This window comes from Proteus sp. Marseille-Q3619, assembly GCF_965283115.1.
On the sequence record NZ_CBDIMP010000001.1, the window covers coordinates 412,305 to 435,718 of the forward strand.

Sequence of the window (23,414 nt, forward strand, 5' to 3'; positions counted from 1 at the left end):
ATTCTTACCTTATTTTCTTCATAAAATGACTATAACGATATGTGAAACTATTGTGTTCGCTTTACGATTTACAATCGTGCTTTTCTTCTTATCCGATAAAAATAAATAGACTTCATCATTTTGATTATTAATTAGTGATCAAAATATAGAAATATAAATATTTTATATCCATAGCCACATTGGATTTATAAAAAACATAATTTCAATAAAATATTATCGAAATGAGGCTTGCTAGCTTGCGAACGTAATAAAGGTCGCTATTTGTGCTTTCCATATAGAAATTACTCCTTTAGGAGTATAAAAGGAGCCTGTTTATCCGTATTGACAGGCATAAAGTGAAGTGCTTTATTTATTCAATAACAAATTAAGCATCCTATAATCAGCATCTATAAGACCCGATATAAATGTTTCATTATACAAGCCATAGATAAAAGAAATATTTTTTCAGTATTTCATGACTATCTTTATTCAATTTTATTAAACTATGAATAATATAAATGCATCAAATGTCTATCTCTCTTATCATTTGTAAAAAACAATATCGACATCACAAAACAAACACCTTACGTATATTTGATTATGTCTTTTTTGATTAATGATAATGAAATTGATGAAATAAATAAATTTTCCCATCAAAAAATAACATCTCGTCACAGACGAAAATCAAACTCTCCGCAATTTGATATAAAAAAAGCCAATAAATTGGCTAAAAATTAAAAATATATAAGTATTTTTTAGTATTACGTAATATAACACTTTATTTTAATTCTTATTTCATCTCCCTCTTTCACTCTGACAAATTAGTAAAAGAGGGAAATTGAAAAGGTTACTCTTGTTCAATACACCCTTTTAGCGTTGCCTGCGTATAATGCTTACGGCAGACTGAAACATATTTTTCATTTCCACCTATTTCAACTTGAGCACCATCACTCAGTACATTTCCTTTATCATCTAAACGTAATACTTTATTTGCCTTTCTGCCGCAGTAACATACTGTTTTAAGTTCTACCAGTTTATCAGCCCATGCTAATAAATAAGCACTACCTGTAAATAACTCACCTCTAAAATCCGTTCTTAATCCATAAGTGAGAACGGGAATATCATAGATATCCGTTATTTCGCAAAGTTGTTCGACATGTGCCTTACTTAAAAATTGGCATTCATCAATCAATACACAGTGAATAGGTTGTTTGTTATGCTCAGCAACAATAACGTCGCGAATATTCATATCATCACTAAAGAGTAATGCATCCGCACTTAATCCTATTCTTGAGCTAATCTTCCCCTTTGCAAAGCGTGTATCAATAGCCGCAGTGAAAATCAATGTACGCATTCCTCGTTCATTATAGTTATAAGAGGATTGCAATAAAGATGTTGATTTTCCAGCATTCATGGCTGAATAATAAAAATAAAGTTGAGCCATCAGCTCACTCCTTAAATAGTGTTTATTTTCACGAGCGACAGTCTAACATAAACATTCTACAAGTTATCCATAACAAGTATTTATTACCTTTATTTCTATTCTAGATATACTACCGAAAGATGAACTTCGTTGTTAATGCTAATTTTTGCTTAAAAAATAAATAGCTTTAATAAGTACTTAACATATTAAAACACACCTTGATATACCTTTATTAAAGTATGAAAGTTAGTCCGATTCCATTTTTAGAAAAAAGTCCGTTATTATAAAAAAATGAACAAAGCTTTCTATTCTTTAGCATTAGCGCTATCATCAGTTAAAAGATGCATTTCCTTACTAATATTTCCTTTATTGACTAAAGATGCCTCAACTTTTATTATTTTTTTCGTTGAGATATTAGTTTAAAAAAAGAAATTTTACGTAAGGTTTGTATTTAGGTATTGCAGAAATTTAAATAGCAATCTATTATTAGTATTACATCAGCCAACAACATTTATTTGAGACCAGGAAAATGAGCGAATCTTTAAAAATATTAAATAACATCCGTACTCTCCGTGCACAAGCAAGAGAAACTTCTTTAGAAACTTTAGAAGAAATGCTGGAGAAACTCGAAGTTGTCGTTAATGAGCGTCGTGAAGAATTCTCATTAGAAAAAGCAGCTGAAGAAGAACGTGTTCAAAAATTACAAAAATACCGTGAAATGTTAGAAGAAGCCGGTATTGATCCAACAGACTTACTTGAAGCAAGTGCTGTTAATAAAACAGGCCGTGCTAAACGTGCAGCTCGCCCTGCTAAATACTCTTACGTTGATGAAAATGGTGAAACTAAAACTTGGACAGGTCAAGGTCGTACACCAGCAGTAATCAAACGTGCTATTGATGAAGAAGGCAAATCATTAGACGATTTCCTGCTGTAATTTAAGTCAATACTCTATTTGAAATACCCTTTTAAATAATTAAAAGGGTATTTCCTTGTTTACCCCATTTAATTAAACAAGCGTTTAATTTTAATATGTGCTGATGTTGTTTGTATTAAATGTAGGTAAGCGAAAATAAAAAATGTAATAACTGCGTTATTTATTTTTATTTATAATGAAAAAGGAGCTTTTATAGCTCCTTTTTTCTTTGATCCAATTAAACTAATATTATTAATTTTTATAATAACTTAAATACCAATCAACAAACTGTTTTACGCCATATTCTACTTCGGTATTCGGCGAGAAACCTATTGTCTCAAACAAGTCTTGGCAATCAGCACAAGTAGAAAGCACATCACCATCTTGCATTGGCATTAAATTCAATTTAGCTTTAATATTTAATGACTTTTCTATCGCTTCAATGAATGCCATCAATTTGGTTGGTTGCCCATTACCCACATTATAGATTTTATAAGGTGCAGAACTTGAAGACGTTTCACCTTTCTCTACTGTCCAGTTTTCATCTGCCTCTGGTACAACATTAACTAATCGAACAACAGATCCCACGATATCATCGACATAAGTGAAATCACGCGTCATATTTCCACTGTTATAAACATCAATAGGTTCACCAGCTAGCATTGCCTTGGTGAATTTAAATAATGCCATATCAGGACGTCCCCAAGGACCATATACCGTAAAGAAACGCAATCCTGTTGTTGGTAATTGATATAAATGTGAATAGCTATGAGACATTAACTCATTGGCTTTCTTTGTCGCCGCATATAATGAAACAGGGTGATCAACACTATCTTCTGTTGAGAAAGGCTGTTTCTGATTTAAACCATAAACAGAGCTTGAAGAGGAATAGATAAGATGTCCGACTTTATTATGGCGGCATCCTTCTAATATATTAATATGCCCAACAATATTCGCATCAATATATGCCATTGGGTTTTCAATTGAATAGCGAACACCTGGTTGAGCAGCTAAATGAATAACTCGGTCAAATTGGTGTGATGCAAATAATTGAGCCACTTTTGCTGAGTCAACTATATCAAGTTTCTCAAAATGGAATTTTTCTAGCTGTTGTAATTTAGCTAATCGAGCTTCTTTTAAACGCACATCATAATAATCATTCAGGTTATCTATTCCGACAACATGATAACCCATCTCGATTAAACGCTGGCTCATATGATAGCCAATAAAACCCGCAGCACCTGTTACCAATATTTTCATATTATTACTCAATAACCCAATAATTTATTTTTCATGTCAACGCTATCATGCTTAATATCACCTAGATTAAACATCATAACGCTTAACATCATCATACATTACAGAAATCAACATGGCTCAATACTAAATGCATTGAGCCATACCTTAATCTCTTACAATCACTTTATCTAGCATTTCCCATAAAATATCAGCTTATTATGCATCATTCATTTATAGGAATTATACAATGAGATTAACCATATAAATGATTATTAATGGGCTTTATTTCACTATATCTTTAATGATTTTAGCCATTGTGCAAAGTCTTCACCGAACTCTTCGTGCTGTATTCCGTACTCTACGAAGGCTTTCATATACCCTAATTTATTACCACAATCGTGGCTTTTCCCTTGTAGGTGATAAGCTTCAACAGCTTCTTTTTCAATCAGCATTGCAATCGCATCCGTTAACTGAATTTCATCTCCGGCACCAGGTGCTGTTTTCGCTAATAGTGGCCAAATACTTTCAGATAACACATAACGCCCTACGATAGATAAATTCGAAGGTGCTTCTTCTTTCTTAGGTTTTTCAACAACACGAGTAATTGGTTTGCTATCACCTGGACATAAGTTTTCACCCATGCAATCAACAATACCATAATTAGAGACTTCATCTTCAGGAACAGGCTCAACAAGGATTTGACTTGCGCCTGAACGCTCAAAGTGAGAAAGCATCTCTTTTAAGTTAACTTTCGTTAAATCAGCACTGTATCTATCTAAAATAACATCAGGCAGGATAACAGCGAAAGGTTCATCACCAATTAATGGCTTAGCACATAAAATGGCATGACCTAATCCCTTCGCTATTCCCTGACGAGTTTGCATAATAGTGACATGGCTTGGGCAAATGCCTTGTACTTCTTCTAATAACTGGCGTTTTACTCGTTTTTCTAAAATTGCTTCTAATTCGAAACTTGTATCAAAATGGTTTTCAATTGAATTTTTAGATGAATGTGTAACAAGTACAATTTCATTAATACCTGCGGCAATACATTCATTCACCACATATTGAATAAGAGGCTTATCAACCACTGGCAACATCTCTTTTGGAATTGCCTTGGTTGCAGGTAGCATTCGTGTTCCTAATCCAGCAACAGGGATCACCGCTTTTCTAACTTTACGCACTGCTGATGACATTATACTTCTCCTGCAATTCGTACCGTTCTACTTTCAGATGTGAATGGGTACAATTAAAAATAATCGCCAGAGTATACCAGCTAATATCTAAGGATAAACAGAGTCCTACCCGTTAATTGAGATAGTTCTTCATTTATGTTTAATATATGCACGATATTCTGTTTTTATTTAATCTAAATTTAACTTTTATAGATAGGGGAAAACATTAATTTAATCTGGTTTGTGTTATCCCAAATTTTACATTGCCAATTTGTTCCCTCGCATTTTACTTGATTAATATATAAAAGTTGCAATGTACCTAAGGGAACACCGCTATTTAATTCAAATTTTTTACTTTCTGTTTTTATTTCAGCTTTTAAACCCGCCGAGGCTAATAATATATTTTTTTTCTGCGTATGATAATATCCTAGCGTTATAGGGAATTGCCCTTTCACCCCAATCTCATTAAGCATTTTATTTAGTTTATTCAACATATTATACATACTTGGTAAAGATCGTATTTTTTCTGATGACTTTAATACATCATTAAAAACAACCCGTAAGAGTAAAGCGACCAAAAGCCCATTTTCATCATCTCTCGATATATCGACACAATAGAAGATAATTTGATCTTCGGATAAAGCCGCAATATCAAATAATAAACCCATTTTAGCAATATCATTTAATTGACGATAATTAACACAATATCCCGCAACAATCTGCTTAACCTGTGGTTGCATCTGTTTTATGAACGATTGAATATAGTGGGTATCTTTTCGTAAGCTATTCCAAAGTGGTTCTAAATGTATACCTTCTATTAATACTGATTCAAAAAAACCAGGGCATAATACTTCAATGACTTTTTGTTTTAATTTCTCAAGATGTGTTATTGGCTTAAGAAAAATCTCTTGTGCCCCTAAACGCAACATATCATCTACTTCAGCCATATTATCTGTGCATGAAATAGCAATAACAGGAATAGCCAATTTACGTTGTTCAAGATGACATAAAAAAGTGGGGCCATTCATTACTGGCATACGGATATCACATAAAATAAGATCAGGAAGCAATCCCCCTTCTAATAAAGATAATGCTTGGCTACCGTTATCTGTTGTATAAACGCAAGCCTTCTCATGTGAGAAATATTCCGTCAACATGGTGCGAAAAACGACCTCATCATCAATTATTAAGATTTTTTTACCCACTAAGGCTTTGTTCATTGGTGACTCCGATAACTATCGTTTCACATGCTGATTAATTAGCGCTACATTATTAGTTTAGTTCAACATTGACGTTAATTATTCCCAATCATTACTTTTTTCAATCTATGGGAAATCGTCATACTGATAACGTGAGTTAGGACATTATTTTGTCAAGTTTATGCCCCTGCAATAGCCAATTATTCTACTCGAATTGCTGTGAGCCTTACCATTTAGGTCAAAAAAACGCCCCAACAGCAGAAGCATTGATGCGTTCGCGTTATAGTGCGTTCGTTAAACATAATGCTGATTACTTAATAAAGACGTGGCATCCCTCTTGCCGTGTTGTCTCCTTGCATGATGAATTAGTTTCTGGCTTTCCAAATACACAATGGCTTGGACTCAATGTTATCTCATCGCAAGCAAGCACAAATAAAAATGAGGCATATGTTGAATTCTCGGCTTGCTTTATTGAAAGAAATGCCGATGATAAACAGTACTTACATGAACGCTCTCGTTTTCTAAAAATAGATGACTGTTGGTTTTATATTGACGGTGTGAAACCGAAAGTGGGACGAAACGATCCCTGCCCCTGTGGTTCAGGACGTAAATACAAAAAATGTTGTGAAAATAACATCAAATAACTGCAAACACAGAAGTAAAAGAAAGGATTTATCCATACATGCAACACCAAAATACTCAAAAAAAAATACTGCGTACTATTTGCCCTGATGCAAAAGGACTTATCGCTAAAATCACGAATATTTGCTACAAACATCAATTAAATATTGTTCAAAATAGTGAGTTTGTTGATCATCGTACAGGTCGCTTTTTTATGCGTACCGAGCTTGAAGGTATCTTTAATGATGAAACCTTTCTTGCCGATTTAGATGATGCCTTACCACAAGGCTCAAAACGTGAATTAAATACCGCAGGCCGTCGTCGCATTGTCATTATGGTGACAAAAGAAGCACACTGCTTGGGTGACTTATTAATGAAAAGTGCATTTGGTGATTTGGATGTAGAAATTGCCGCCGTCATTGGTAATCACGATACGTTAAAACATTTAGTAGAACAATTTGGTATTCCTTTCCATCTTGTTAGCCATGAAGGCTTAACCCGTGATCAACATGATGAAAAGTTAATTGCACAAATTAATCAATACAAACCTGATTATGTTGTACTCGCAAAATACATGCGTGTATTAACACCTGCATTTGTACAAAACTTCCCAAATCAAATTATCAATATTCACCACTCTTTCTTACCTGCCTTTATTGGTGCACGCCCTTACCATCAGGCTTATGAGCGCGGTGTGAAAATCATTGGTGCAACAGCACACTACGTAAATGATAATTTAGATGAAGGCCCAATCATCACTCAAAATGTGATTAATGTTGACCATACGTTTTCTGCTGAAGATATGATGAGAGCGGGTCGAGATGTTGAAAAGAATGTTCTTAGCCATGCTTTATATTGGGTACTTTCACAACGTGTCTTCGTTTACGGTAACAGAACAATCATTTTATAAGTTTTCTGTCACTAATAACGCAAACAGTGTGACTATCTGAAGGTAAACCGCGATATATTGCATATCGCGGTTTATTTTTTATCTCTTATTAATAGAGATGATATTGCTTAAAATCAATACGATAGCGCATAAAGCTTGAACGATGCGCACAATTTTACAGCAGTCAGTCTATTTTTAGTAAAATAGCGCTTTACAGATCTCAGGTATTTGGTATTATTGCGCCCGCTGTCACGGACAGCAAAACAATTTAATGTTGGTGGGATACCCAAGCGGCCAAAGGGAGCAGACTGTAAATCTGCCGTCACAGACTTCGAAGGTTCGAATCCTTCTCCCACCACCATCTCCTCTTAGCTTTACCCCAAAAAATTCTTTTTATTCCATTTTATCAATTAAATCCAAAAATCGATTCAATACACTTGAATGATACTTAGATTTATAGATATAACAGCTATACTGAATTTCAGGCTGAGTTAATGGTATAAAGCATAAATCTGCTTCATACTCACTTTTCAATGGGTTTTCATCTGTTAATAAAAGAGAATGATGCGTTTGAATAAAACGTAAACAGCAATTAAGATCATCCATTATTCTGACACACACTGCCTTTCCTCTATTCCCAATTTCACTCTCTAGTTTTTTTATCTTAGCTGTTTTGTATAATGCCGGATCACATAACCAAATATTTTCACTTAAAAGCCTATCAATATTATTATTCACATTATTCACGAGTGTTTTTTGACAACAAATACCCAAGTGTTTATTTTCTATTTTATGAAGAAGACTAAATTTTTCACTAATAATTTTATCAGAACTTAATATTAATGTATTACCATCATAGTCGGGTATTTCTTCAAAGTTTTCTCTTGAAAATCGCATTATATTTATATGGGAATAATTTTTATTTGCTGCTTGATAAAACTGAGTCAAATACTGACTTTTTCCCCAATCATAATAAACATGAATGCTATTATTTATAATCCCCGAGATATGTTTTTTAGTTATCTCTTTTTCCTGAAGATAGAGCGATTTCAAATCATTATAAAGCTCAAGACCCTCTTGGGTTAAACTCATGCCAAACTTCTCTCGCTTAAATAAACGCTTTCCTAACACGGCTTCAAAGTCTTTGATAGATTTAGCGACGGGAGGCGTCGTGCGATTCATCACCCGCGCCGCTTTACTTAACGAGCCATTTTCGACTACGGCCATAAAGGCTTCTAACTTACGAGAAAAAAACATAATTCACCATTCCTTTGCTGTGTAGAATAAAATAATTTCATTGATTCATTTAATGTAAATAAAATAGTGATTAATTAATTTAAAAATTAATTTTATATAAAAGTAGTCTTATATAAATATTCTTTTACCTCCTTTTAATGAATACAATTTATAACTACAATATTATTTTTATTATGTCATCATTCTTCACATATAAAGAATAATAATACTTATATTCTTCTATCAAAGATTAGTTTATGTTTCTAGTTTGTTTAATTAATATTTTTTGTTATGCAATTAATTATTTTTATTAAATTAGCGCGCTTTATTTAATGGCCTTTATTTTTTATCTCATTTTATCTTTCTCTTGATAAGCTGTGCCATCATTTCAGTGATTTGCTTACATTCATTTTATGATCCTGCTAGTATAAGACATCCTATTATTCAATATATAAATGGTTACAGTCACATGAAATTTGTCTCTTTCAATATTAATGGTTTACGCGCTCGTCCTCACCAACTTGAAGCTATCATAGAAAAACATCAGCCAGATGTTATTGGGCTTCAAGAAACGAAAGTTCATGATGATATGTTTCCATTAGATACGGTGGGTGCCTTGGGTTATCATGTTTTCTATCATGGTCAAAAAGGGCATTATGGAGTTGCCTTACTCACAAAAGAAAAACCTGTCGCAGTACGTAAAGGCTTTCCTGGCGATGACGATGATGCTCAACGTCGAATGATCATGGCAGATATCGAAACACCAGCGGGTTTATTAACAGTTATGAACGGTTATTTCCCTCAAGGCGAAAGCCGTGATCATGAAACTAAATTTCCAGCAAAAGAAAAATTCTATGCTGACCTGCAAAATTACCTAACCACCAGCTTAAAACCAACCTCTCCAGTACTTATTATGGGTGATTTAAATATTAGCCCAACAGATAAAGATATTGGCATTGGCGAAAATAATATGAAACGTTGGTTAAAAACAGGTAAATGTTCTTTCCTACCAGAAGAGCGTGAATGGCTGGCAACCTTAATGGGTTGGGGATTAACAGATACATTCCGCCAACAACATCCTGAAGCTGATGATAAATTCTCGTGGTTTGACTATCGTTCAAAAGGGTTTGATGATAACCGAGGCTTACGCATTGACTTACTTCTAGCAAGTCGCTGCTTAGCGGATAATTGTATTTCAACAGGAATTGATTATGAGATCCGTCGAATGGAAAAACCCTCTGATCACGCACCAGTTTGGGCTGAATTTAAAATCTAATCAGATAAAATCTTAATTCAGTAAAAGCACTTCCCTAAATAATAAAGGAAGTGCTTTTTTATTTGTACTTAATTATCAGTAGTTGTTTCTTTACTCTGCACTTTATTTTTCGCGGGGCTTGCTTTGTTACTTCCTTTAGTTGCTGTCTTGCGCTTTTTATTATGCGCGGGTGCGGGAAGATTTCTGAAAGCTTGAATATTTGGACGACGTTTCGCTTGAGTAATCAACTCTATCAAGGTGTTATTTAATGGCATCATAAAATCTTGATATTTAAATTGCTTCTCACTAATTTGCGTAAGTATCGATTCCCAATGTGCAGTCATATCCGGTAAAGTTGCCATATCTGGCAATACATGAATTAATGCTCTACCCGCTGGGGTTGAATTAATGGCTCGCCCTTTCTTTTGCAAAAAACCACGCTTAAATAACAGCTCAATAATTCCCGCTCTTGTCGCCTCAGTGCCTAATCCATCCGTTGCTCTTAGGATTTTCTTAAGTTCTTTATCTTGAACAAAGCGCGCAATTCCAGTCATAGCTGAAAGTAATGTTGCATCAGTAAAAGGTCTTGGAGGCTGCGTTTGCTTTTCAACAATCTCTCCCTTTTCACACAGCAGTTCATCACCCTTAGCCACTATTGGTAATGCAGAGCCGTCATTTTCAGCATCTTGCTCTTTCGCACCTAATAAAACTCGCCATCCTGCTTGCGCTAAAAAACGCGCTTTAGCGATAAACTTGCCATTCTCAATATCAAGTTCAATAACGCATTTACGATAAACAGCATCAGGCATAAATTGCATTAGATATTGGCGAGCCACGAGATAATAAATATTTTTCTCATTTTCACTTAATGAGATATTGCCCGTTTTTGCTGTTGGGATAATCGCATGGTGAGCATCCACTTTTTTATCATCCCAACAACGATTCTTTTTATCAATATCTAGAGTATCTTGCGGTAATAAGCTTGCGTCATGTGTGCTGATCGCATTAATAACAGCATGGCGGCCAGCAAAATGTTCATCAGGAAGATAACGGCTATCAGAACGCGGATAAGTAATTAATTTATGCGTTTCATACAGACGCTGGCATGTATCTAAGACTTGTTGCGCGCTTAAACCAAAGCGTTTTGCCGCTTCAATTTGTAACGCTGAAAGCGAAAAGGGTAATGGGGCAATTTCAGACTCTTGTTTATCTTGGTAATCCGTAACATTCGCTGGCTTGCCTTGAATTCTATCAACAACATGCTCTGCAAGTTTACGATTTAATAATCGCCCTTCTTCATCTTGCCAAGGTTCACAATGTTCACTTGGTTGCCAAATCGCGGTAAAGCGTTCATCGGCAGGTGTTACAACATGTGCTTTAACTTCAAAAAAATCTTTAGGAACGAAGTTTTCAATTTCTTCATCACGCCGAACCACTAAGCCTAATACTGGCGTTTGTACTCGCCCTACTGACAATACACCTTGATAACCATTACGCTGACCTAATAGCGTATACGCTCGAGTCATGTTAATACCATAAAGCCAATCTGCTCTTGCTCGCGCTAAAGCAGATACGCACAATGGTACAAACTCATGGTTATAACGTAGCTTATCAATAGCTCGCGTCACTGCCGCTGGGTTTAAGTCATTAATTAAGCAACGACGCGCCTGTTTTCGTTGCTCTTCACTGATGTTTAAATAGTTAAGTACTTCATCTACTAAGAGCTGACCTTCACGATCGGGGTCACCCGCGTGGATCACTTCTTTTGCCTGCTTAAGTAGTGTTTTGATGGTTTCTAACTGTTTTTTAACATCAGCTCGGGGCTTAAGTTGCCATTTTTCAGGAATAATGGGCAAATCATCTAACGACCAGCGGGCGTACCGCGGGTCGTATGCATCCGGCTCAGCTTGTTCAAGTAAGTGACCAACACACCACGTCACATACTGGTTATCACCACAAAGAATAAAGCCATCGCCCCGTTTATGGGGCTTTGGCAATACATCAGCAATAGCGCGAGCAAGGCTGGGTTTTTCTGCAATAAATAATCTCATTACGTTAGTTAGTCACTTCAATCAACGCTTTTCCTGCCACTGGCTCAGTTAACTCACCGATAGAGGTTAGTTCAATATCAAAACGAGCAGCGACCTCTTTAACCTGTTCCACAGCTTCAGGTAATACAGCTAATAATAAGCCACCTGATGTTTGCGGATCACAGAGTAATTTACGTTGCATTTCAGTGATCTCACCAATTAAATGACCATAACTTTCAAAGTTACGGCCTGTACCACCAGGAACACAGCCTTGTTCAATATAAGACTCTACTTCTGGCAATCTTGGTACTTGTGAAAAGTGAATGGTGGCTTGTACACCAGAACCATCACAAATTTCGCTTAAATGCCCTAATAAACCGAATCCTGTCACGTCCGTCATTGCAGTGACGCCTTCGATATCAGAAAAATCAGAACCGGCTTTATTCATACGACACATAATTTCTGTCGCTAACCCTTGGTGTTCTGGTTTTAGCAGACCTTTTTTCTCAGCCGTTGTTAATACACCAATACCCAAAGGTTTAGTTAAAAAGAGCTGACATCCTGCTTTAGCTTCACTGTTTTTCTTCACTTTGCTCACAGGCACGACACCTGTTACGGCAAGGCCAAAAATAGGTTCTGGCGCATCAATTGAGTGACCACCAGCCAGTGAAATGCCTGCTTCTTGGCAAGCGGCTCGACCACCTTCAATCACTTCACGTGCAATTTCAGGTGCCAGTTTACTAATAGGCCAGCCTAAAATAGCGATTGCCATAATAGGTTTTCCGCCCATTGCAAAAATATCACTGATTGCATTCGTTGCAGCGATACGCCCAAAATCATAAGGATTATCAACGATTGGCATAAAGAAATCAGTAGTACTGATAATACCTGTACCATTTCCTAAATCATAAACAGCAGCATCATCTTTGGTTTCATTACCTACAAGTAAGTGAGGATCATGAAACTTAGCTTGTTCGCTATGTAAAATGGTTTCTAAAACTTTTGGCGAGATCTTACAACCACAACCTGCACCATGACTGTATTGTGTTAAACGAATTGCTTCAGACATAACATGCCATCCTTTTTAAAAATAAGTCACAAAATCAGTTAAGTCAGCAGGAGAAACCGTCATTGGCGCTTTCAGGGCTGGCGTACCTAAATAAAGGAAACCAATAATCTGGTCGTGTTCACCACAGCCAAGTCCTTCTCTTACAACTGCATCATGAGTCCAAGAGCCTGAACGCCAAATCCCCCCAAATCCTTGAGCAACAGCGGCCATTTGCATTGCTTGTACGCTACAACCGGCTGCAACAACTTGCTCCCATTCAGGAACTTTAGGATGATCTTTCACTTTCGCAATGACCGTGATGATCAATGGGGCACGAAAAGGTGCATTTTTTGCTTTTTCTTCAACTTCTGGCCCTAAATTACCCACAACCGCGGCTTTATGTAGTAATTGGCTAAAACGTTCAATGCCTTCATTTTGCATCACAACGAAATGCCACGGCTTAAGTGCACCATGATCAGGCGCGCGCATACCGGCTTGTAAAATAGTATTGAGGGCTTCATTATCGGGGGCTGGAGTAGTCAGTCGGGAAGCTGAACGGCGGTTCAAAAGCAGTGTTAATGCATCCATTTTTATTCTCCTGTCAGCATTTTATTTTAGCAAGATCCCATTCTTATGGGGATGGACAGTTCTTATCAATTCGCAGTATAACAAACTGTTATATTACCACCATCCGCAGATTTAGGCGGGAATTTTTCTAAAAATCAGGTGTGTGGTCATTTAATCGTAATTTATTGTTCATAAAATGATTAATCTTAGCTTACTAAGTTAATTTAAGCTGATTTTGATCCTATTTTTCTTTTTAATTTGACGATTTTCTATATTACTTTGATGCCTTTTTGTGTGAATTTATTTAACTATTTTTACGTAAGATAAATGTCTGCTTAATAACATCTTAAGCAAAAAGTTATCATTAGTGGTTTCCTAAAAATCAATGACAGACATTCAATAAGAGCTATATTAGAATATTCCTTTATTGTTATTACTATTCTCTCTATTGATAACAACATTTTTTGTTTTAATAGTATGAGATTATGTAGATGTAGCCTGCTTACCAATAATTCTAGCATGACTGTTTAGGATTAAATTTTAGCTTTACATGATGTGGAGATAATATGAATAAAATTATGGAGTTAATCGGCGCAATATTAAAATTCAGTTGGCAAGCCATTAACTTTATCAGAAAATTAATCTTAAACGTTATTTTCTTTTTCCTTCTCTTTGTAGTCATTGGTATTTTCTTAATTAGCAAAGAAGCACAAAAACCAATGGATTATGAAGGCGCACTTCTTGTTGATCTTAAAGGTGTGATTGTTGACCAAACTGCAACCCAAAATCCTTTAGGGGAAGTTGGGCGTGAGCTTTTAGGCGTTTCGGGTAGCCAGCTCCAAGAAAATTCATTATTTGAAGTCGTCGATACGCTACGCCTAGCCTCTCAAGATCCGAAAATTAAAGGTATGGTGCTTAAACTTGATGAATTTGCCGGCGCAGATCAGCCTTCGCTAAATTATATTGGTAAGGCACTTACTGAATTTAAAAAAACAGGCAAACCGATTTTTGCAGTGAGTGGCTATTACAGTCAGCCGCAATATTATCTCGCTTCTTATGCAGATAAAATTTATCTCACACCTCAAGGTGCAGTGGGTGTTTATGGTTTTGGCTTTCAAAATCTCTATTACAAAACACTGTTAGAAAATTTAAAAGTAAGTACTCATATTTTCCGCGTAGGAACGTATAAATCTGCGGTTGAACCGTTAATGCGCAATGGTATGTCTGCGGAATCTCGAGAAGCTTCATTACGTTTAGTTAATGCGCTGTGGTCTACTTATTTAACCCAAGTGGCAGAAAACCGTAGCATTACCACAGAAGATGTTTTCCCAGGTGCAAAAGAGATGATTGCACAGCTACGCAATGCAGATGGGGATAACGCAACTTATGCGCTAAATCGTAAATTAGTGGATTCTGTCAGCTCATACTCTCAATTTGAAGCTGATATGACAGAAACCTTTCAGTGGGATAAAGAGAACAAGCAATTTAACAATATCAGTATTTATGATTATGCCGATACATTAACTTCATCATTACCTGCAAATGATGAAGGTAATATTGCCGTAGTCGTTGTTCAAGGTGCCATTATTGATGGTGAAAGCATTCCGGGCTCCGCAGGCGGTTCCACCATTGCAAATCAAATTCGCCAAGCCCGTTTAGATCCTAATATTCGAGCACTTGTATTACGTGTAAATAGCCCAGGTGGTAGCGTTTCAGCATCAGAACAAATTCGCAGTGAAGTTGAAGCCTTTAAACAACAGAAAAAACATGTGGTTGTTTCAATGGGAGGATTAGCAGCATCAGGAGGATATTGGATCTCCACACCTGCAAATAAGATTATTGCTAGTCCTTCAACATTAACGGGCTCTATTGGTATTTTCGGTGTTATTAATACCTTTGAAAACAGCCTAGAGTCTATTGGTGTTTATACCGATGGTGTCACCACATCACCTTTAGCAGGATTATCTGTCACCAATAAGTTGCCTGAAGAATTTGCCGAGTTGTTACAACTGAATATCGAAAGTGGTTATAAAACATTTCTTAATTTAGTGGCTGAATCTCGTAAAAAAACGCCAGCTCAAATTGATCGTATTGCTCAAGGTCGAGTGTGGGTAGGAATAGATGCAAAAAATGTGGGTTTAGTCGATGAGTTTGGTGATTTTGATGATGCCATTGATGCCGTTGCTAAAATGGCAAAAATTAAAGAGCCTGTTATTGATTGGATGAAGCCAGAATTAAGTCTCTCTGAACAAATAATCATGAGCTTATCAAATAATGCAAAAGCTATTATCCCTGATCCATTACAAGCTTATTTACCAGCCCCTGTTTTAAGAGAAGTAAAATCACAAACAGAGTTTTATCGCAATATGAATGATCCGCTTAACCGTTATGCGTATTGCTTATCTTGTGGTGAGATTCAATAGCCGTTTTTGTCTCAACACCTGCTCTTTCAGAGCAGGTGTTTTTCTCTTTTTTTCTGGCTTTATTTGGCATAATGTACTGACGAATATTTTTTGCCCGTTTTTATCAATAGTATTTTTAACACAATGATTTAAAGCAGATATTCATTAATCTCTATTTTCTTTTTTTAGCATCCTTTCCTTTTTTTATTCTGTAAACTCCCTATAATCAGGTATTTCTCACAGCCTAATAAGAGTGTTTTGTCTGATGCAAAAGAAATCGATCTACGTTGTATACACGGGTGGTACTATTGGTATGCAACATTCTGAACACGGCTATATTCCTGTATCAGGGCATTTGCAACGTCAATTAGCCAAAATGCCAGAGTTCCATCGCGAAGAAATGCCTGATTTCACAATCAAAGAGCACCTTCCACTGATCGACTCTTCAAACATTACCCCTGAAGATTGGCAATCCATCGCTGATGATATTAGTGAAAATTATCACAACTATGATGGATTCGTTATTCTTCATGGTACTGATACCATGGCATTTACTGCTTCTGCACTCTCTTTTATGTTTGAGAATCTTAGCAAGCCTATTATTGTTACTGGCTCTCAAATTCCTTTAGAAGCCTTACGGTCTGATGGACAAACAAACCTATTAAATGCACTTTATCTCGCTGCTCATCATCCAATTAATGAAGTAGCTCTATTTTTTAATAACACCCTGTATCGCGGAAACCGCACCGTAAAAGCACATGCCGACGGCTTTAATGCCTTTGCGTCGCCGAATAGCGCACCACTGTTAGAAGCGGGCATTAATATTAAACAATTTAAAATTAATTCCTTTCCTAAAGGAAATGGTGAATTTACTGCACATAATATTACGCCTCAACCTATCGGTGTTGTCACAATTTATCCGGGCCTTTCCGATGAAGTTGTTAAAAACATCCTGATGCAACCTGTGAAAGCCTTAATATTGCGCTCTTATGGTGTCGGTAATGCACCCTCACACCCTGCTTTACTTTCTACCCTACGTGAAGCAACAGAGCGTGGTATTGTTGTTATCAACCTTACACAATGTATTTCTGGTCGAGTGAATATGGAAGGCTATGCAACAGGTCAAGCATTAGCGGAAGTTGGAGTGATCAGTGGCTTTGATATGACATTTGAAGCAACATTAACTAAACTGCATTATCTCCTTAGCCAACAATATAATTACACTGAAATCTGCCGACTAATGCAGCAAAACCTACGCGGTGAAATGACATTAGACGATAACGACTAAGTTTAATCTAAAGGTAAAAGTGGTGAAAAATTCTGCACTGTTATTGGTTGATATACAAAATGATTTTTGTACAGGTGGTGCATTAGCTGTTAATGAAAGCGACATAGTTATACAAACAGCCAATCAACTTATTCATAGTTTCAAGCAATCTAAAAATCCTATTATCGCCAGTTTAGACTGGCATCCAGCCGATCATCTTAGCTTTGCTGAAAATTCAGGCACAGTTGTGGGAGAGGTCGGTACTCTTAATGGATTACCACAAGTTTGGTGGCCAGTACATTGTGTACAAAATTCTTATGGCGCTGCATTTCATCCTGAATTAAACCAAGCACTGATTAATCATATTATTTACAAAGGGCAAAATCACCTTATTGATAGTTATAGTGCTTTTTTTGATAACGACCATGAATACCAAACAGGTTTGCATACACTTTTGCAGACATTAAATATAAAACATCTTTATATTTTAGGAATTGCTACGGATTACTGTGTCAAATTCACAGTGCTAGATGCATTATTATTAGGATATCAGGTTTCAGTCATTACAGACGGTTGTCGCGGTGTCAATATTCAAGATGACGATAGCGAAAAAGCATTAGAAGAAATGAGAGCAAAAGGCGCAGCGTTAATTGATTCAGCACATTGGCTTAATCGTAACAATCAATAGGTTCGTTATTTTCCTTATCTTTATAAAATGAAAAAGAGGCTATTTTAACCTGTTCGGTTAATAAATAGCCCCTTTTTATATTTATTCTATCCATTCAACACAGGTTTTAATCATCATCCATTGGCGTTAACGTCGCTAAACGTTCAGATTGAAACTGAGCTTTTAATTCTTGTTTGCTCTTCATGGTAATTTGTCCATTAGTGCCTACTGTCATATGCTCAGGTGTGTGGTTATTTTTCGCCTGCCATAATAAAACAATCTGCATGCAATGTTCTTTTTGCTCATCGGTCAATGCAACACCATCAGGCCATTTACCTAGTTCAACTGCGGTTGAAATACGCTGATAAATTTCAGGGGTTACCATCGAAATAAGTTCATTAACTTCCATTGATTGCTCCATAAGCTAAATAATCACTTGAAATGGCTGAATCGTTTTTTCAGTTGTTATTATTTTGTTAATTTAACAAGATTAACCGGCTTGTTTTTCGCCTGTTTCACTATTTGTAAATGAAAGAGATGCTGAATTAACACAATAACGCTCCCCTGTTGGGGCTGGGCCATCATTAAAAACATGCCCTAAATGTGCATCACATTGCTGGCAACGTATTTCAGTTCTTTTCATATTATGAGAAAAATCATCAATATAGCGAATCGCATTATCACTAACAGGTTGATAAAAGCTTGGCCAACCACATCCTGCATCAAATTTTGTATCTGAATAAAACAAAGGAGCAGAACAACATAAACAGTGATAAATCCCTGTTTGACGGTTGTGTAATAATTTACCACTAAATGGCGGTTCTGTGCCTTGCTGTTGCGTCACATAACGTTGCATTTCGTTGAGTGTTGATAAATCAAGGTGATTGTTATTACTTGAAATATTCACTTTCTTTTCATTATCTGCCATATCGACCTCTTGCCCAGAAAAATGCTTTTTAAAACAACAGTGAATAATAACAAAGATTTAACAACAAATCTGGAAAATATGGTCTAAAATCATCAAGAGTAATCTTTAGTTTTTGAAATGTGATGAATTTCACATAACGGAGCAAAGGTAACTTCATTTATCGGCGTTGATCCCGATAATACACAGCGTAACATTTAGCTAAAACGACCAATCTTTAAGCGAAAAGTGTTTTTTTAATTGATTTTTTGCAATTATTGACACGATTCCGCTTGACGATTGGCGCGGTTTTGGTAACTTTAGAAGCAACTTTTTAATTCACTAAATTAAAGCTGGTGGAATACATATGACTATCAAAGTAGGTATTAATGGTTTTGGTCGTATCGGCCGCATCGTTTTCCGTGCTGCTCAAGAACGTTCAGATATCGAAATCGTAGGTATTAACGATCTGTTAGACGCAGACTACATGGCATACATGCTGAAATACGATTCAACTCATGGCCGTTTCAACGGTACTGTTGAAGTAAAAGATGGCCACCTCGTTGTTAATGGTAAAACCATCCGCGTAACTTCAGAAAGAGATCCAGCAAATCTGAAATGGAACGAAGTCGGTGCTGACGTTGTTGCAGAAGCAACTGGTCTGTTCTTAACTGATGAAACCGCTCGTAAACACATCCAAGCTGGTGCGAAAAAAGTTGTTCTGACTGGTCCTTCAAAAGACAACACACCAATGTTCGTAATGGGCGTAAACCATAAATCATACGCAGGCCAAGATATCGTTTCTAACGCATCTTGTACGACTAACTGCTTAGCGCCTTTAGCTAAAGTTATCAATGATAACTTCGGTATCGTTGAAGGTCTGATGACTACTGTTCACGCAACAACTGCAACTCAACGTACTGTTGATGGTCCATCTGCAAAAGACTGGCGTGGTGGTCGTGGTGCTTCTCAAAACATCATCCCATCATCAACTGGTGCTGCTAAAGCTGTAGGTAAAGTTATTCCTGAACTGAACGGCAAACTGACTGGTATGTCTTTCCGTGTTCCTACTCCTAACGTTTCTGTTGTTGACCTGACTGCACGTCTGGAAAAACCAGCAACTTATGCTCAAATTTGTGACGCTATCAAAGCAGCAGCTGAAGGCGAACTGAAAGGCGTTCTGGGCTACACTGAAGATGCAGTTGTTTCAACTGACTTCAACGGTGAAGTTCTGACTTCAGTATTTGATGCTAAAGCAGGTATCGCACTGAACGACAACTTTGTTAAATTAGTTGCTTGGTACGATAACGAAGTTGGTTATTCAAACAAAGTTCTGGATCTGATTTCTCATATCTCTAAATAATTAGAGTTTAGAAAGTCACGATTTCTTTTAGAGCCACCTTTTCGGTGGCTCTTTTATTTTCTAGCCAGTCAGTTTATTGTATTGAAATAGTCAGTCAGTTTATTGTATTGAAATAGTCAGTGACATAAGGTCATAAAATAATGAATGAGAAAATTTTTTCTTTGCCGATTATTGAACAAATATCACCTTACTTAAGTCGTCGGCAATTAGGCGAACTTCCTATCCTTGTTATTTCACATCCTAAAGTACGCGCAGCTATCAGTCTTCAAGGCGCACATTTAATTGCTTGGCAACCCGCACAAGAGCATCCTGTATTTTGGGTAAGCGAAGCTTCTCTCTTCACTTCCGGTGTTGCGATTCGTGGTGGTATTCCTATTTGCTGGCCTTGGTTTGCTTCAGCGGGTACACCAAGCCATGGATTTGCACGAATTCTTCCTTGGGAATTTAGTGCTCACACAGAGCAAGAGGATGGCGTACTCATTACCATGACACTAAAAGAGAGCCAGCAGACGCAAAAATATTGGCCTCATGAGTTTACGGTTATTGCTCGCTTTAAATTAGGCGCAACCTGTGAGGTTGAATTAGAATCTTACGGTGATTATGAAGCGACAGCCGCCCTTCACTCTTATTTTAATGTGAGTGACATTGATAATGTCTCTGTAACTGGCTTAGGAGGCCACTACATTGACACCGTAGCAGATAAAGAGGTTTACACTGAGGAAACCTCATTACGCTTCAATGGACGCACTGACAGGCTTTATACAGAGCCTGACGATTTTAATCTTATTCATGATGATGGTTGGGATCGCACAATTGAGGTTCATCATTACCATCATAGTGATGTGGTATGTTGGAACCCTGGTGCAGAACTCGCAAGTTCAATGAAAGATATGAGCACAGGTGGCTATCGTAAAATGGCTTGCGTAGAAACCGCTCGTATCCACCAACCATTAAAACCAGATAACGTTCATCCTGGTCGCTTATCTCTGGTAGTTCGTGTTCGTAAAAATATTGCCGAAAAATAAAGTATTACTGATATCTTGCCTGACTAGTCCTGATATAGGTTGACAACTTTTCAGGCATAAAACGCTCGATGTACTTCATCGGGCGTTTTATAGTTTAACGATAAGTGTGGCCGTTTTTCATTATAGAGTTGGATTGATTCTTCTACTAATTTTCTTGCTTGTTCCAGATTACTCGGTTTTATCAGTAGATACTCCATTTTTAATATTCCATTAATTCGTTCTGCTAAGGCATTTTGATAACAATCATACCCATCAGTCATAGAACATTGAATATTATGCTCTTTATGTATCTCCTGATATTCCGAAGAACAATACTGTATCCCTCGATCTGAATGATGGATTAACGAAGTTGTCGAAGTCCGTTTTTTTAACGCCTGAACCAACGATTTCTTCACTGAACTTGTTTTCATATTGTTATCTAAATGATATCCCACGATTTTTCGTGAATACGCATCCGTAATTAAACTTAAATAAGTATCACCTTCATACGTCGATAAATAGGTAATATCTGCTACCCAAAGCTGTTCTGGTTGTGTGGGGATAAACCCTGACTTAATTAAATTTGGATGCCGATAAAAACGATGATGGCTTAAGGTTGTTCGATGATAAGCCCGTTTATTAGGCACCAGTAACTGATGTTCCTTCAATAAAGAAAATAGCCGATCACGACCAATAACCATCTGTTTTTGCTTTAAAATAAAATGTAATTTACGCCCACCCAGTCGAGGTTGTAAGACTCGTTCAGATTTAACAACATCAATGATGGCCGAATCGGCTTTCTTTCGTTCCTCAGTTCTATCCAGTCTCTTGTAATAAGCCTGTCGGCTGATCTGCATAAAACGGCAAGCAATTGTTACGGTGAGGTTTTTAACCGTTTTTTCTTTAATAACTCGGCTTTGCGCTTTTTTGACAAACGAACTCCAAAGTCTCTATCCATGACTTTAACCACTGCTTCGAAGAAATCGGATTTAAGCCGAGCCTCTTCAAGTTCCTTTTCAAGGATCTTAATGCGTTGTTCCGGCGTTTGTTGTTCAGAAGATTGGGTCATAGCTGAACCTCTATAAAAAGTATCAGGGGTACCGTTTGACCAATCTAACCTACCATGCTTACGAAGCCAAACTAAAACAGTAGAGCATCCTTGTATACCATAGCGATCTTGGGCTTGTTTATAGGTTATTTCGCCTTTTTCAACTTGGTCAACAAGCTGTAATTTAAAAGCGAGAGAATAATCGCGTTGAGTTCGTTTAGTGATTGGTTTCATTACACTCTCCAATTTCAGATTGGAAAAGTGTCAACCTTATTCAGGACGGGTCAGCCATAATAAAAAAAGCTTCGAATTTGAATCGAAGCTTTTTTATTATGGCTAATCTTACTAAATTCTAGTTAGATTTTCGCTAATTAGAATGCGTAAGTCACACCTGTCCACACAATCGCTGTAACAGATTTATTCACCATTGGGCTGTCTTTCACTTCACTTGGCAAATGGTCAACACGTCCCATCGCAAAGAAATTCCAGTTTTCAGCAAACTTATAGTTCGCCGATAGCTCTACATACGGTCTCCAACTATCATTTGGCGTATATTCTGCTAAACCACTACGTTGAGATTCTGCGTGAGTAATACCATAAGCGTAACGGTTTTGCTTTTTGTTTTCCCAAACAACACCCGCACCTGGTTGTAAAGACCAGTTACCAAATTCGAAAGGATATAAATAAGCAGCGTCAGCAATAATACCGTTACTTTTACCTAGCATATCAGCAGAAACGATCGCTCTTAAGCTACCCCATGATTCGTGGTGTTTATAAGTAAAGCCACCCATCATAGTGTCACGGCGACGATTCAGTTTTTTCATTTGCTCATCGTCACTATCGCTTGGTTTAAAGGCTTGAGGATAGTAGTGTAAATCAACAGAAAGTTGATCTTTCGGTGTATTCCATAGGTAATATCCCGCCGCTAACGTTGCGAAATAGAAATTCTCTGATTGGTAATTAACTTGCGGTACTGGTAATAAATAATCTTTTGATTTAGCCCCTTTATAAGGAGTGACTTGTGCTAAAACTGAACCACCAATTGACCATTCTCCAGCAAATGCTGCTGGCATGCTTAATCCTGCAATAACGGCCAAAGAAACGATAATCTTCTTATTACTCACGATGATTTTCCATATTGTCATTAATCATTAATCATTAATAAAGTAGCAACCAAAAACCTAT

At 36.8% G+C, this 23,414-nt stretch carries 21 protein-coding genes and 1 tRNA gene; 10 read left to right on the forward strand and 12 right to left on the reverse strand.

From position 1 onward, the window contains the following. Positions 1 to 826: 826 nt before the first annotated feature. Positions 827 to 1,423 (reverse strand): thymidine kinase, encoded by a 597-nt coding sequence (locus ACWPWK_RS01890; protein WP_109372114.1) that lies wholly within the window; start codon positions 1,421 to 1,423, stop codon positions 827 to 829. A gap of 508 nt (positions 1,424 to 1,931) precedes the next feature. Here ACWPWK_RS01890 and hns point away from each other — a divergent pair. Continuing rightward, positions 1,932 to 2,336: a histone-like nucleoid-structuring protein H-NS gene (gene hns, locus ACWPWK_RS01895; protein WP_088495367.1), complete on the forward strand. Its 405-nt coding sequence runs from the start codon at positions 1,932 to 1,934 to the stop codon at positions 2,334 to 2,336. A 231-nt stretch (positions 2,337 to 2,567) separates the two neighbouring features. On the opposite strand, the gene ACWPWK_RS01900 is transcribed toward hns, so the two are convergent. The 3 genes from ACWPWK_RS01900 to rssB all read right to left on the reverse strand — a co-directional run bounded on the left by ACWPWK_RS01900 (position 2,568) and on the right by rssB (position 5,949). After that, entirely contained in the window at positions 2,568 to 3,575 is a 1,008-nt protein-coding gene (locus tag ACWPWK_RS01900) for an NAD-dependent epimerase (protein ID WP_109372112.1), read from the reverse strand. A 269-nt stretch (positions 3,576 to 3,844) separates the two neighbouring features. Further along, positions 3,845 to 4,750, reverse strand: a complete 906-nt coding sequence (galU, locus tag ACWPWK_RS01905; RefSeq protein WP_109372110.1) for a UTP--glucose-1-phosphate uridylyltransferase GalU — start codon at positions 4,748 to 4,750, stop codon at positions 3,845 to 3,847. 179 nt (positions 4,751 to 4,929) lie between these two features. Beyond that, the gene (rssB, locus tag ACWPWK_RS01910; RefSeq protein ID WP_109372108.1) at positions 4,930 to 5,949 is read right to left on the reverse strand and encodes a two-component system response regulator RssB; all 1,020 of its coding nucleotides are present in this window, start codon (positions 5,947 to 5,949) and stop codon (positions 4,930 to 4,932) included. A gap of 149 nt (positions 5,950 to 6,098) precedes the next feature. Between rssB and ACWPWK_RS01915 the strand changes: the two genes are divergently transcribed. The 3 genes from ACWPWK_RS01915 to ACWPWK_RS01925 all read left to right on the forward strand — a co-directional run bounded on the left by ACWPWK_RS01915 (position 6,099) and on the right by ACWPWK_RS01925 (position 7,799). Then, positions 6,099 to 6,572 (forward strand): YchJ family protein, encoded by a 474-nt coding sequence (locus ACWPWK_RS01915; RefSeq protein ID WP_109372106.1) that lies wholly within the window; start codon positions 6,099 to 6,101, stop codon positions 6,570 to 6,572. A 38-nt stretch (positions 6,573 to 6,610) separates the two neighbouring features. Continuing rightward, on the forward strand, positions 6,611 to 7,459 hold the full coding sequence (purU, locus tag ACWPWK_RS01920) for a formyltetrahydrofolate deformylase (RefSeq protein WP_069368973.1): 849 nt from the start codon (positions 6,611 to 6,613) through the stop codon (positions 7,457 to 7,459). A 255-nt stretch (positions 7,460 to 7,714) separates the two neighbouring features. Then, positions 7,715 to 7,799 (forward strand) — tRNA-Tyr (locus tag ACWPWK_RS01925). Between the two features lie 32 nt (positions 7,800 to 7,831). On the opposite strand, the gene ACWPWK_RS01930 is transcribed toward ACWPWK_RS01925, so the two are convergent. After that, positions 7,832 to 8,695: a helix-turn-helix domain-containing protein gene (locus ACWPWK_RS01930; RefSeq protein ID WP_109372104.1), complete on the reverse strand. Its 864-nt coding sequence runs from the start codon at positions 8,693 to 8,695 to the stop codon at positions 7,832 to 7,834. Between the two features lie 448 nt (positions 8,696 to 9,143). On the opposite strand from ACWPWK_RS01930, the gene xthA reads away from it, so the two are divergent. Beyond that, positions 9,144 to 9,950, forward strand: a complete 807-nt coding sequence (xthA, locus tag ACWPWK_RS01935) for an exodeoxyribonuclease III (RefSeq protein WP_109372102.1) — start codon at positions 9,144 to 9,146, stop codon at positions 9,948 to 9,950. Positions 9,951 to 10,018: 68 nt separating this feature from the next. On the opposite strand, the gene ACWPWK_RS01940 is transcribed toward xthA, so the two are convergent. Genes ACWPWK_RS01940 through ACWPWK_RS01950 form a run of 3 tightly spaced genes read right to left on the reverse strand, consistent with a single transcriptional unit; the run spans position 10,019 to position 13,595 of the window. Next, the gene (locus ACWPWK_RS01940) at positions 10,019 to 11,980 is read right to left on the reverse strand and encodes a DNA topoisomerase III (protein WP_109372100.1); all 1,962 of its coding nucleotides are present in this window, start codon (positions 11,978 to 11,980) and stop codon (positions 10,019 to 10,021) included. 4 nt (positions 11,981 to 11,984) lie between these two features. Then, the gene (selD, locus tag ACWPWK_RS01945; protein WP_109372098.1) at positions 11,985 to 13,028 is read right to left on the reverse strand and encodes a selenide, water dikinase SelD; all 1,044 of its coding nucleotides are present in this window, start codon (positions 13,026 to 13,028) and stop codon (positions 11,985 to 11,987) included. Between the two features lie 15 nt (positions 13,029 to 13,043). Then, positions 13,044 to 13,595, reverse strand: coding sequence for an NAD(P)H nitroreductase (locus tag ACWPWK_RS01950; RefSeq protein WP_088495359.1), 552 nt, complete (start codon positions 13,593 to 13,595; stop codon positions 13,044 to 13,046). Positions 13,596 to 14,140: 545 nt separating this feature from the next. On the opposite strand from ACWPWK_RS01950, the gene sppA reads away from it, so the two are divergent. The 3 genes from sppA (at position 14,141) to pncA (ending at position 17,931) form a co-directional block, all read left to right on the forward strand. Next, complete coding sequence (gene sppA / locus ACWPWK_RS01955) at positions 14,141 to 15,997, forward strand: signal peptide peptidase SppA (protein ID WP_109372096.1); 1,857 nt, start codon at positions 14,141 to 14,143, stop codon at positions 15,995 to 15,997. A 244-nt stretch (positions 15,998 to 16,241) separates the two neighbouring features. Then, on the forward strand, positions 16,242 to 17,264 hold the full coding sequence (gene ansA, locus ACWPWK_RS01960; protein WP_109372094.1) for an asparaginase: 1,023 nt from the start codon (positions 16,242 to 16,244) through the stop codon (positions 17,262 to 17,264). Between the two features lie 22 nt (positions 17,265 to 17,286). After that, positions 17,287 to 17,931 carry a bifunctional nicotinamidase/pyrazinamidase gene (gene pncA / locus ACWPWK_RS01965; protein WP_109372092.1) on the forward strand — a complete coding sequence of 215 codons (645 nt, stop codon included), beginning with the start codon at positions 17,287 to 17,289 and terminating at the stop codon, positions 17,929 to 17,931. A gap of 106 nt (positions 17,932 to 18,037) precedes the next feature. Here the strand turns inward: pncA and ACWPWK_RS01970 are convergent, their stop codons facing one another. Both ACWPWK_RS01970 and msrB read right to left on the reverse strand, forming a co-directional pair. Next, positions 18,038 to 18,319, reverse strand: coding sequence for a YeaC family protein (locus ACWPWK_RS01970; protein ID WP_036912841.1), 282 nt, complete (start codon positions 18,317 to 18,319; stop codon positions 18,038 to 18,040). An 81-nt stretch (positions 18,320 to 18,400) separates the two neighbouring features. Next, the gene (gene msrB / locus ACWPWK_RS01975; protein WP_109372090.1) at positions 18,401 to 18,838 is read right to left on the reverse strand and encodes a peptide-methionine (R)-S-oxide reductase MsrB; all 438 of its coding nucleotides are present in this window, start codon (positions 18,836 to 18,838) and stop codon (positions 18,401 to 18,403) included. Positions 18,839 to 19,181: 343 nt separating this feature from the next. Here msrB and gapA point away from each other — a divergent pair, with 343 nt between their 5' ends. Then, on the forward strand, positions 19,182 to 20,177 hold the full coding sequence (gene gapA / locus ACWPWK_RS01980; protein WP_109372088.1) for a glyceraldehyde-3-phosphate dehydrogenase: 996 nt from the start codon (positions 19,182 to 19,184) through the stop codon (positions 20,175 to 20,177). A 140-nt stretch (positions 20,178 to 20,317) separates the two neighbouring features. After that, positions 20,318 to 21,202 carry a D-hexose-6-phosphate mutarotase gene (locus ACWPWK_RS01985; protein ID WP_109372086.1) on the forward strand — a complete coding sequence of 295 codons (885 nt, stop codon included), beginning with the start codon at positions 20,318 to 20,320 and terminating at the stop codon, positions 21,200 to 21,202. A gap of 50 nt (positions 21,203 to 21,252) precedes the next feature. Here ACWPWK_RS01985 and ACWPWK_RS01990 read toward each other — a convergent pair. Together ACWPWK_RS01990 and ACWPWK_RS01995 are read right to left on the reverse strand one after the other, a co-directional pair. After that, positions 21,253 to 22,463, reverse strand: a protein-coding gene (locus ACWPWK_RS01990) for an IS3 family transposase (protein WP_454208151.1) whose coding sequence is annotated in 2 segments (ribosomal slippage) — positions 21,253 to 22,121 and positions 22,121 to 22,463 — 1,212 coding nt in all. Because the reading frame shifts where the segments join, the coding sequence is not laid out codon by codon here. 137 nt (positions 22,464 to 22,600) lie between these two features. Beyond that, complete coding sequence (locus tag ACWPWK_RS01995) at positions 22,601 to 23,353, reverse strand: MipA/OmpV family protein (RefSeq protein WP_109373568.1); 753 nt, start codon at positions 23,351 to 23,353, stop codon at positions 22,601 to 22,603. Positions 23,354 to 23,414 lie beyond the last annotated feature (61 nt).

What these genes read in the sequence shown, in the direction of transcription:
- hns (WP_088495367.1), top strand. Translation starts at nt 1,932, where the DNA reads ATGAGCGAATCTTTAAAAATATTAAATAACATCCGTACTCTCCGTGCA.
- ACWPWK_RS01970 (WP_036912841.1), bottom strand. Translation starts at nt 18,319, where the DNA reads ATGGAAGTTAATGAACTTATTTCGATGGTAACCCCTGAAATTTATCAG.
- ACWPWK_RS01930 (WP_109372104.1), bottom strand. Translation starts at nt 8,695, where the DNA reads ATGTTTTTTTCTCGTAAGTTAGAAGCCTTTATGGCCGTAGTCGAAAAT.
- ACWPWK_RS01900 (WP_109372112.1), bottom strand. Translation starts at nt 3,575, where the DNA reads ATGAAAATATTGGTAACAGGTGCTGCGGGTTTTATTGGCTATCATATG.
- selD (WP_109372098.1), bottom strand. Translation starts at nt 13,028, where the DNA reads ATGTCTGAAGCAATTCGTTTAACACAATACAGTCATGGTGCAGGTTGT.
- galU (WP_109372110.1), bottom strand. Translation starts at nt 4,750, where the DNA reads ATGTCATCAGCAGTGCGTAAAGTTAGAAAAGCGGTGATCCCTGTTGCT.
- ACWPWK_RS01950 (WP_088495359.1), bottom strand. Translation starts at nt 13,595, where the DNA reads ATGGATGCATTAACACTGCTTTTGAACCGCCGTTCAGCTTCCCGACTG.
- rssB (WP_109372108.1), bottom strand. Translation starts at nt 5,949, where the DNA reads ATGAACAAAGCCTTAGTGGGTAAAAAAATCTTAATAATTGATGATGAG.
- xthA (WP_109372102.1), top strand. Translation starts at nt 9,144, where the DNA reads ATGAAATTTGTCTCTTTCAATATTAATGGTTTACGCGCTCGTCCTCAC.
- ansA (WP_109372094.1), top strand. Translation starts at nt 16,242, where the DNA reads ATGCAAAAGAAATCGATCTACGTTGTATACACGGGTGGTACTATTGGT.
- msrB (WP_109372090.1), bottom strand. Translation starts at nt 18,838, where the DNA reads ATGGCAGATAATGAAAAGAAAGTGAATATTTCAAGTAATAACAATCAC.
- sppA (WP_109372096.1), top strand. Translation starts at nt 14,141, where the DNA reads ATGAATAAAATTATGGAGTTAATCGGCGCAATATTAAAATTCAGTTGG.
- ACWPWK_RS01940 (WP_109372100.1), bottom strand. Translation starts at nt 11,980, where the DNA reads ATGAGATTATTTATTGCAGAAAAACCCAGCCTTGCTCGCGCTATTGCT.
- purU (WP_069368973.1), top strand. Translation starts at nt 6,611, where the DNA reads ATGCAACACCAAAATACTCAAAAAAAAATACTGCGTACTATTTGCCCT.
- ACWPWK_RS01985 (WP_109372086.1), top strand. Translation starts at nt 20,318, where the DNA reads ATGAATGAGAAAATTTTTTCTTTGCCGATTATTGAACAAATATCACCT.
- gapA (WP_109372088.1), top strand. Translation starts at nt 19,182, where the DNA reads ATGACTATCAAAGTAGGTATTAATGGTTTTGGTCGTATCGGCCGCATC.
- ACWPWK_RS01890 (WP_109372114.1), bottom strand. Translation starts at nt 1,423, where the DNA reads ATGGCTCAACTTTATTTTTATTATTCAGCCATGAATGCTGGAAAATCA.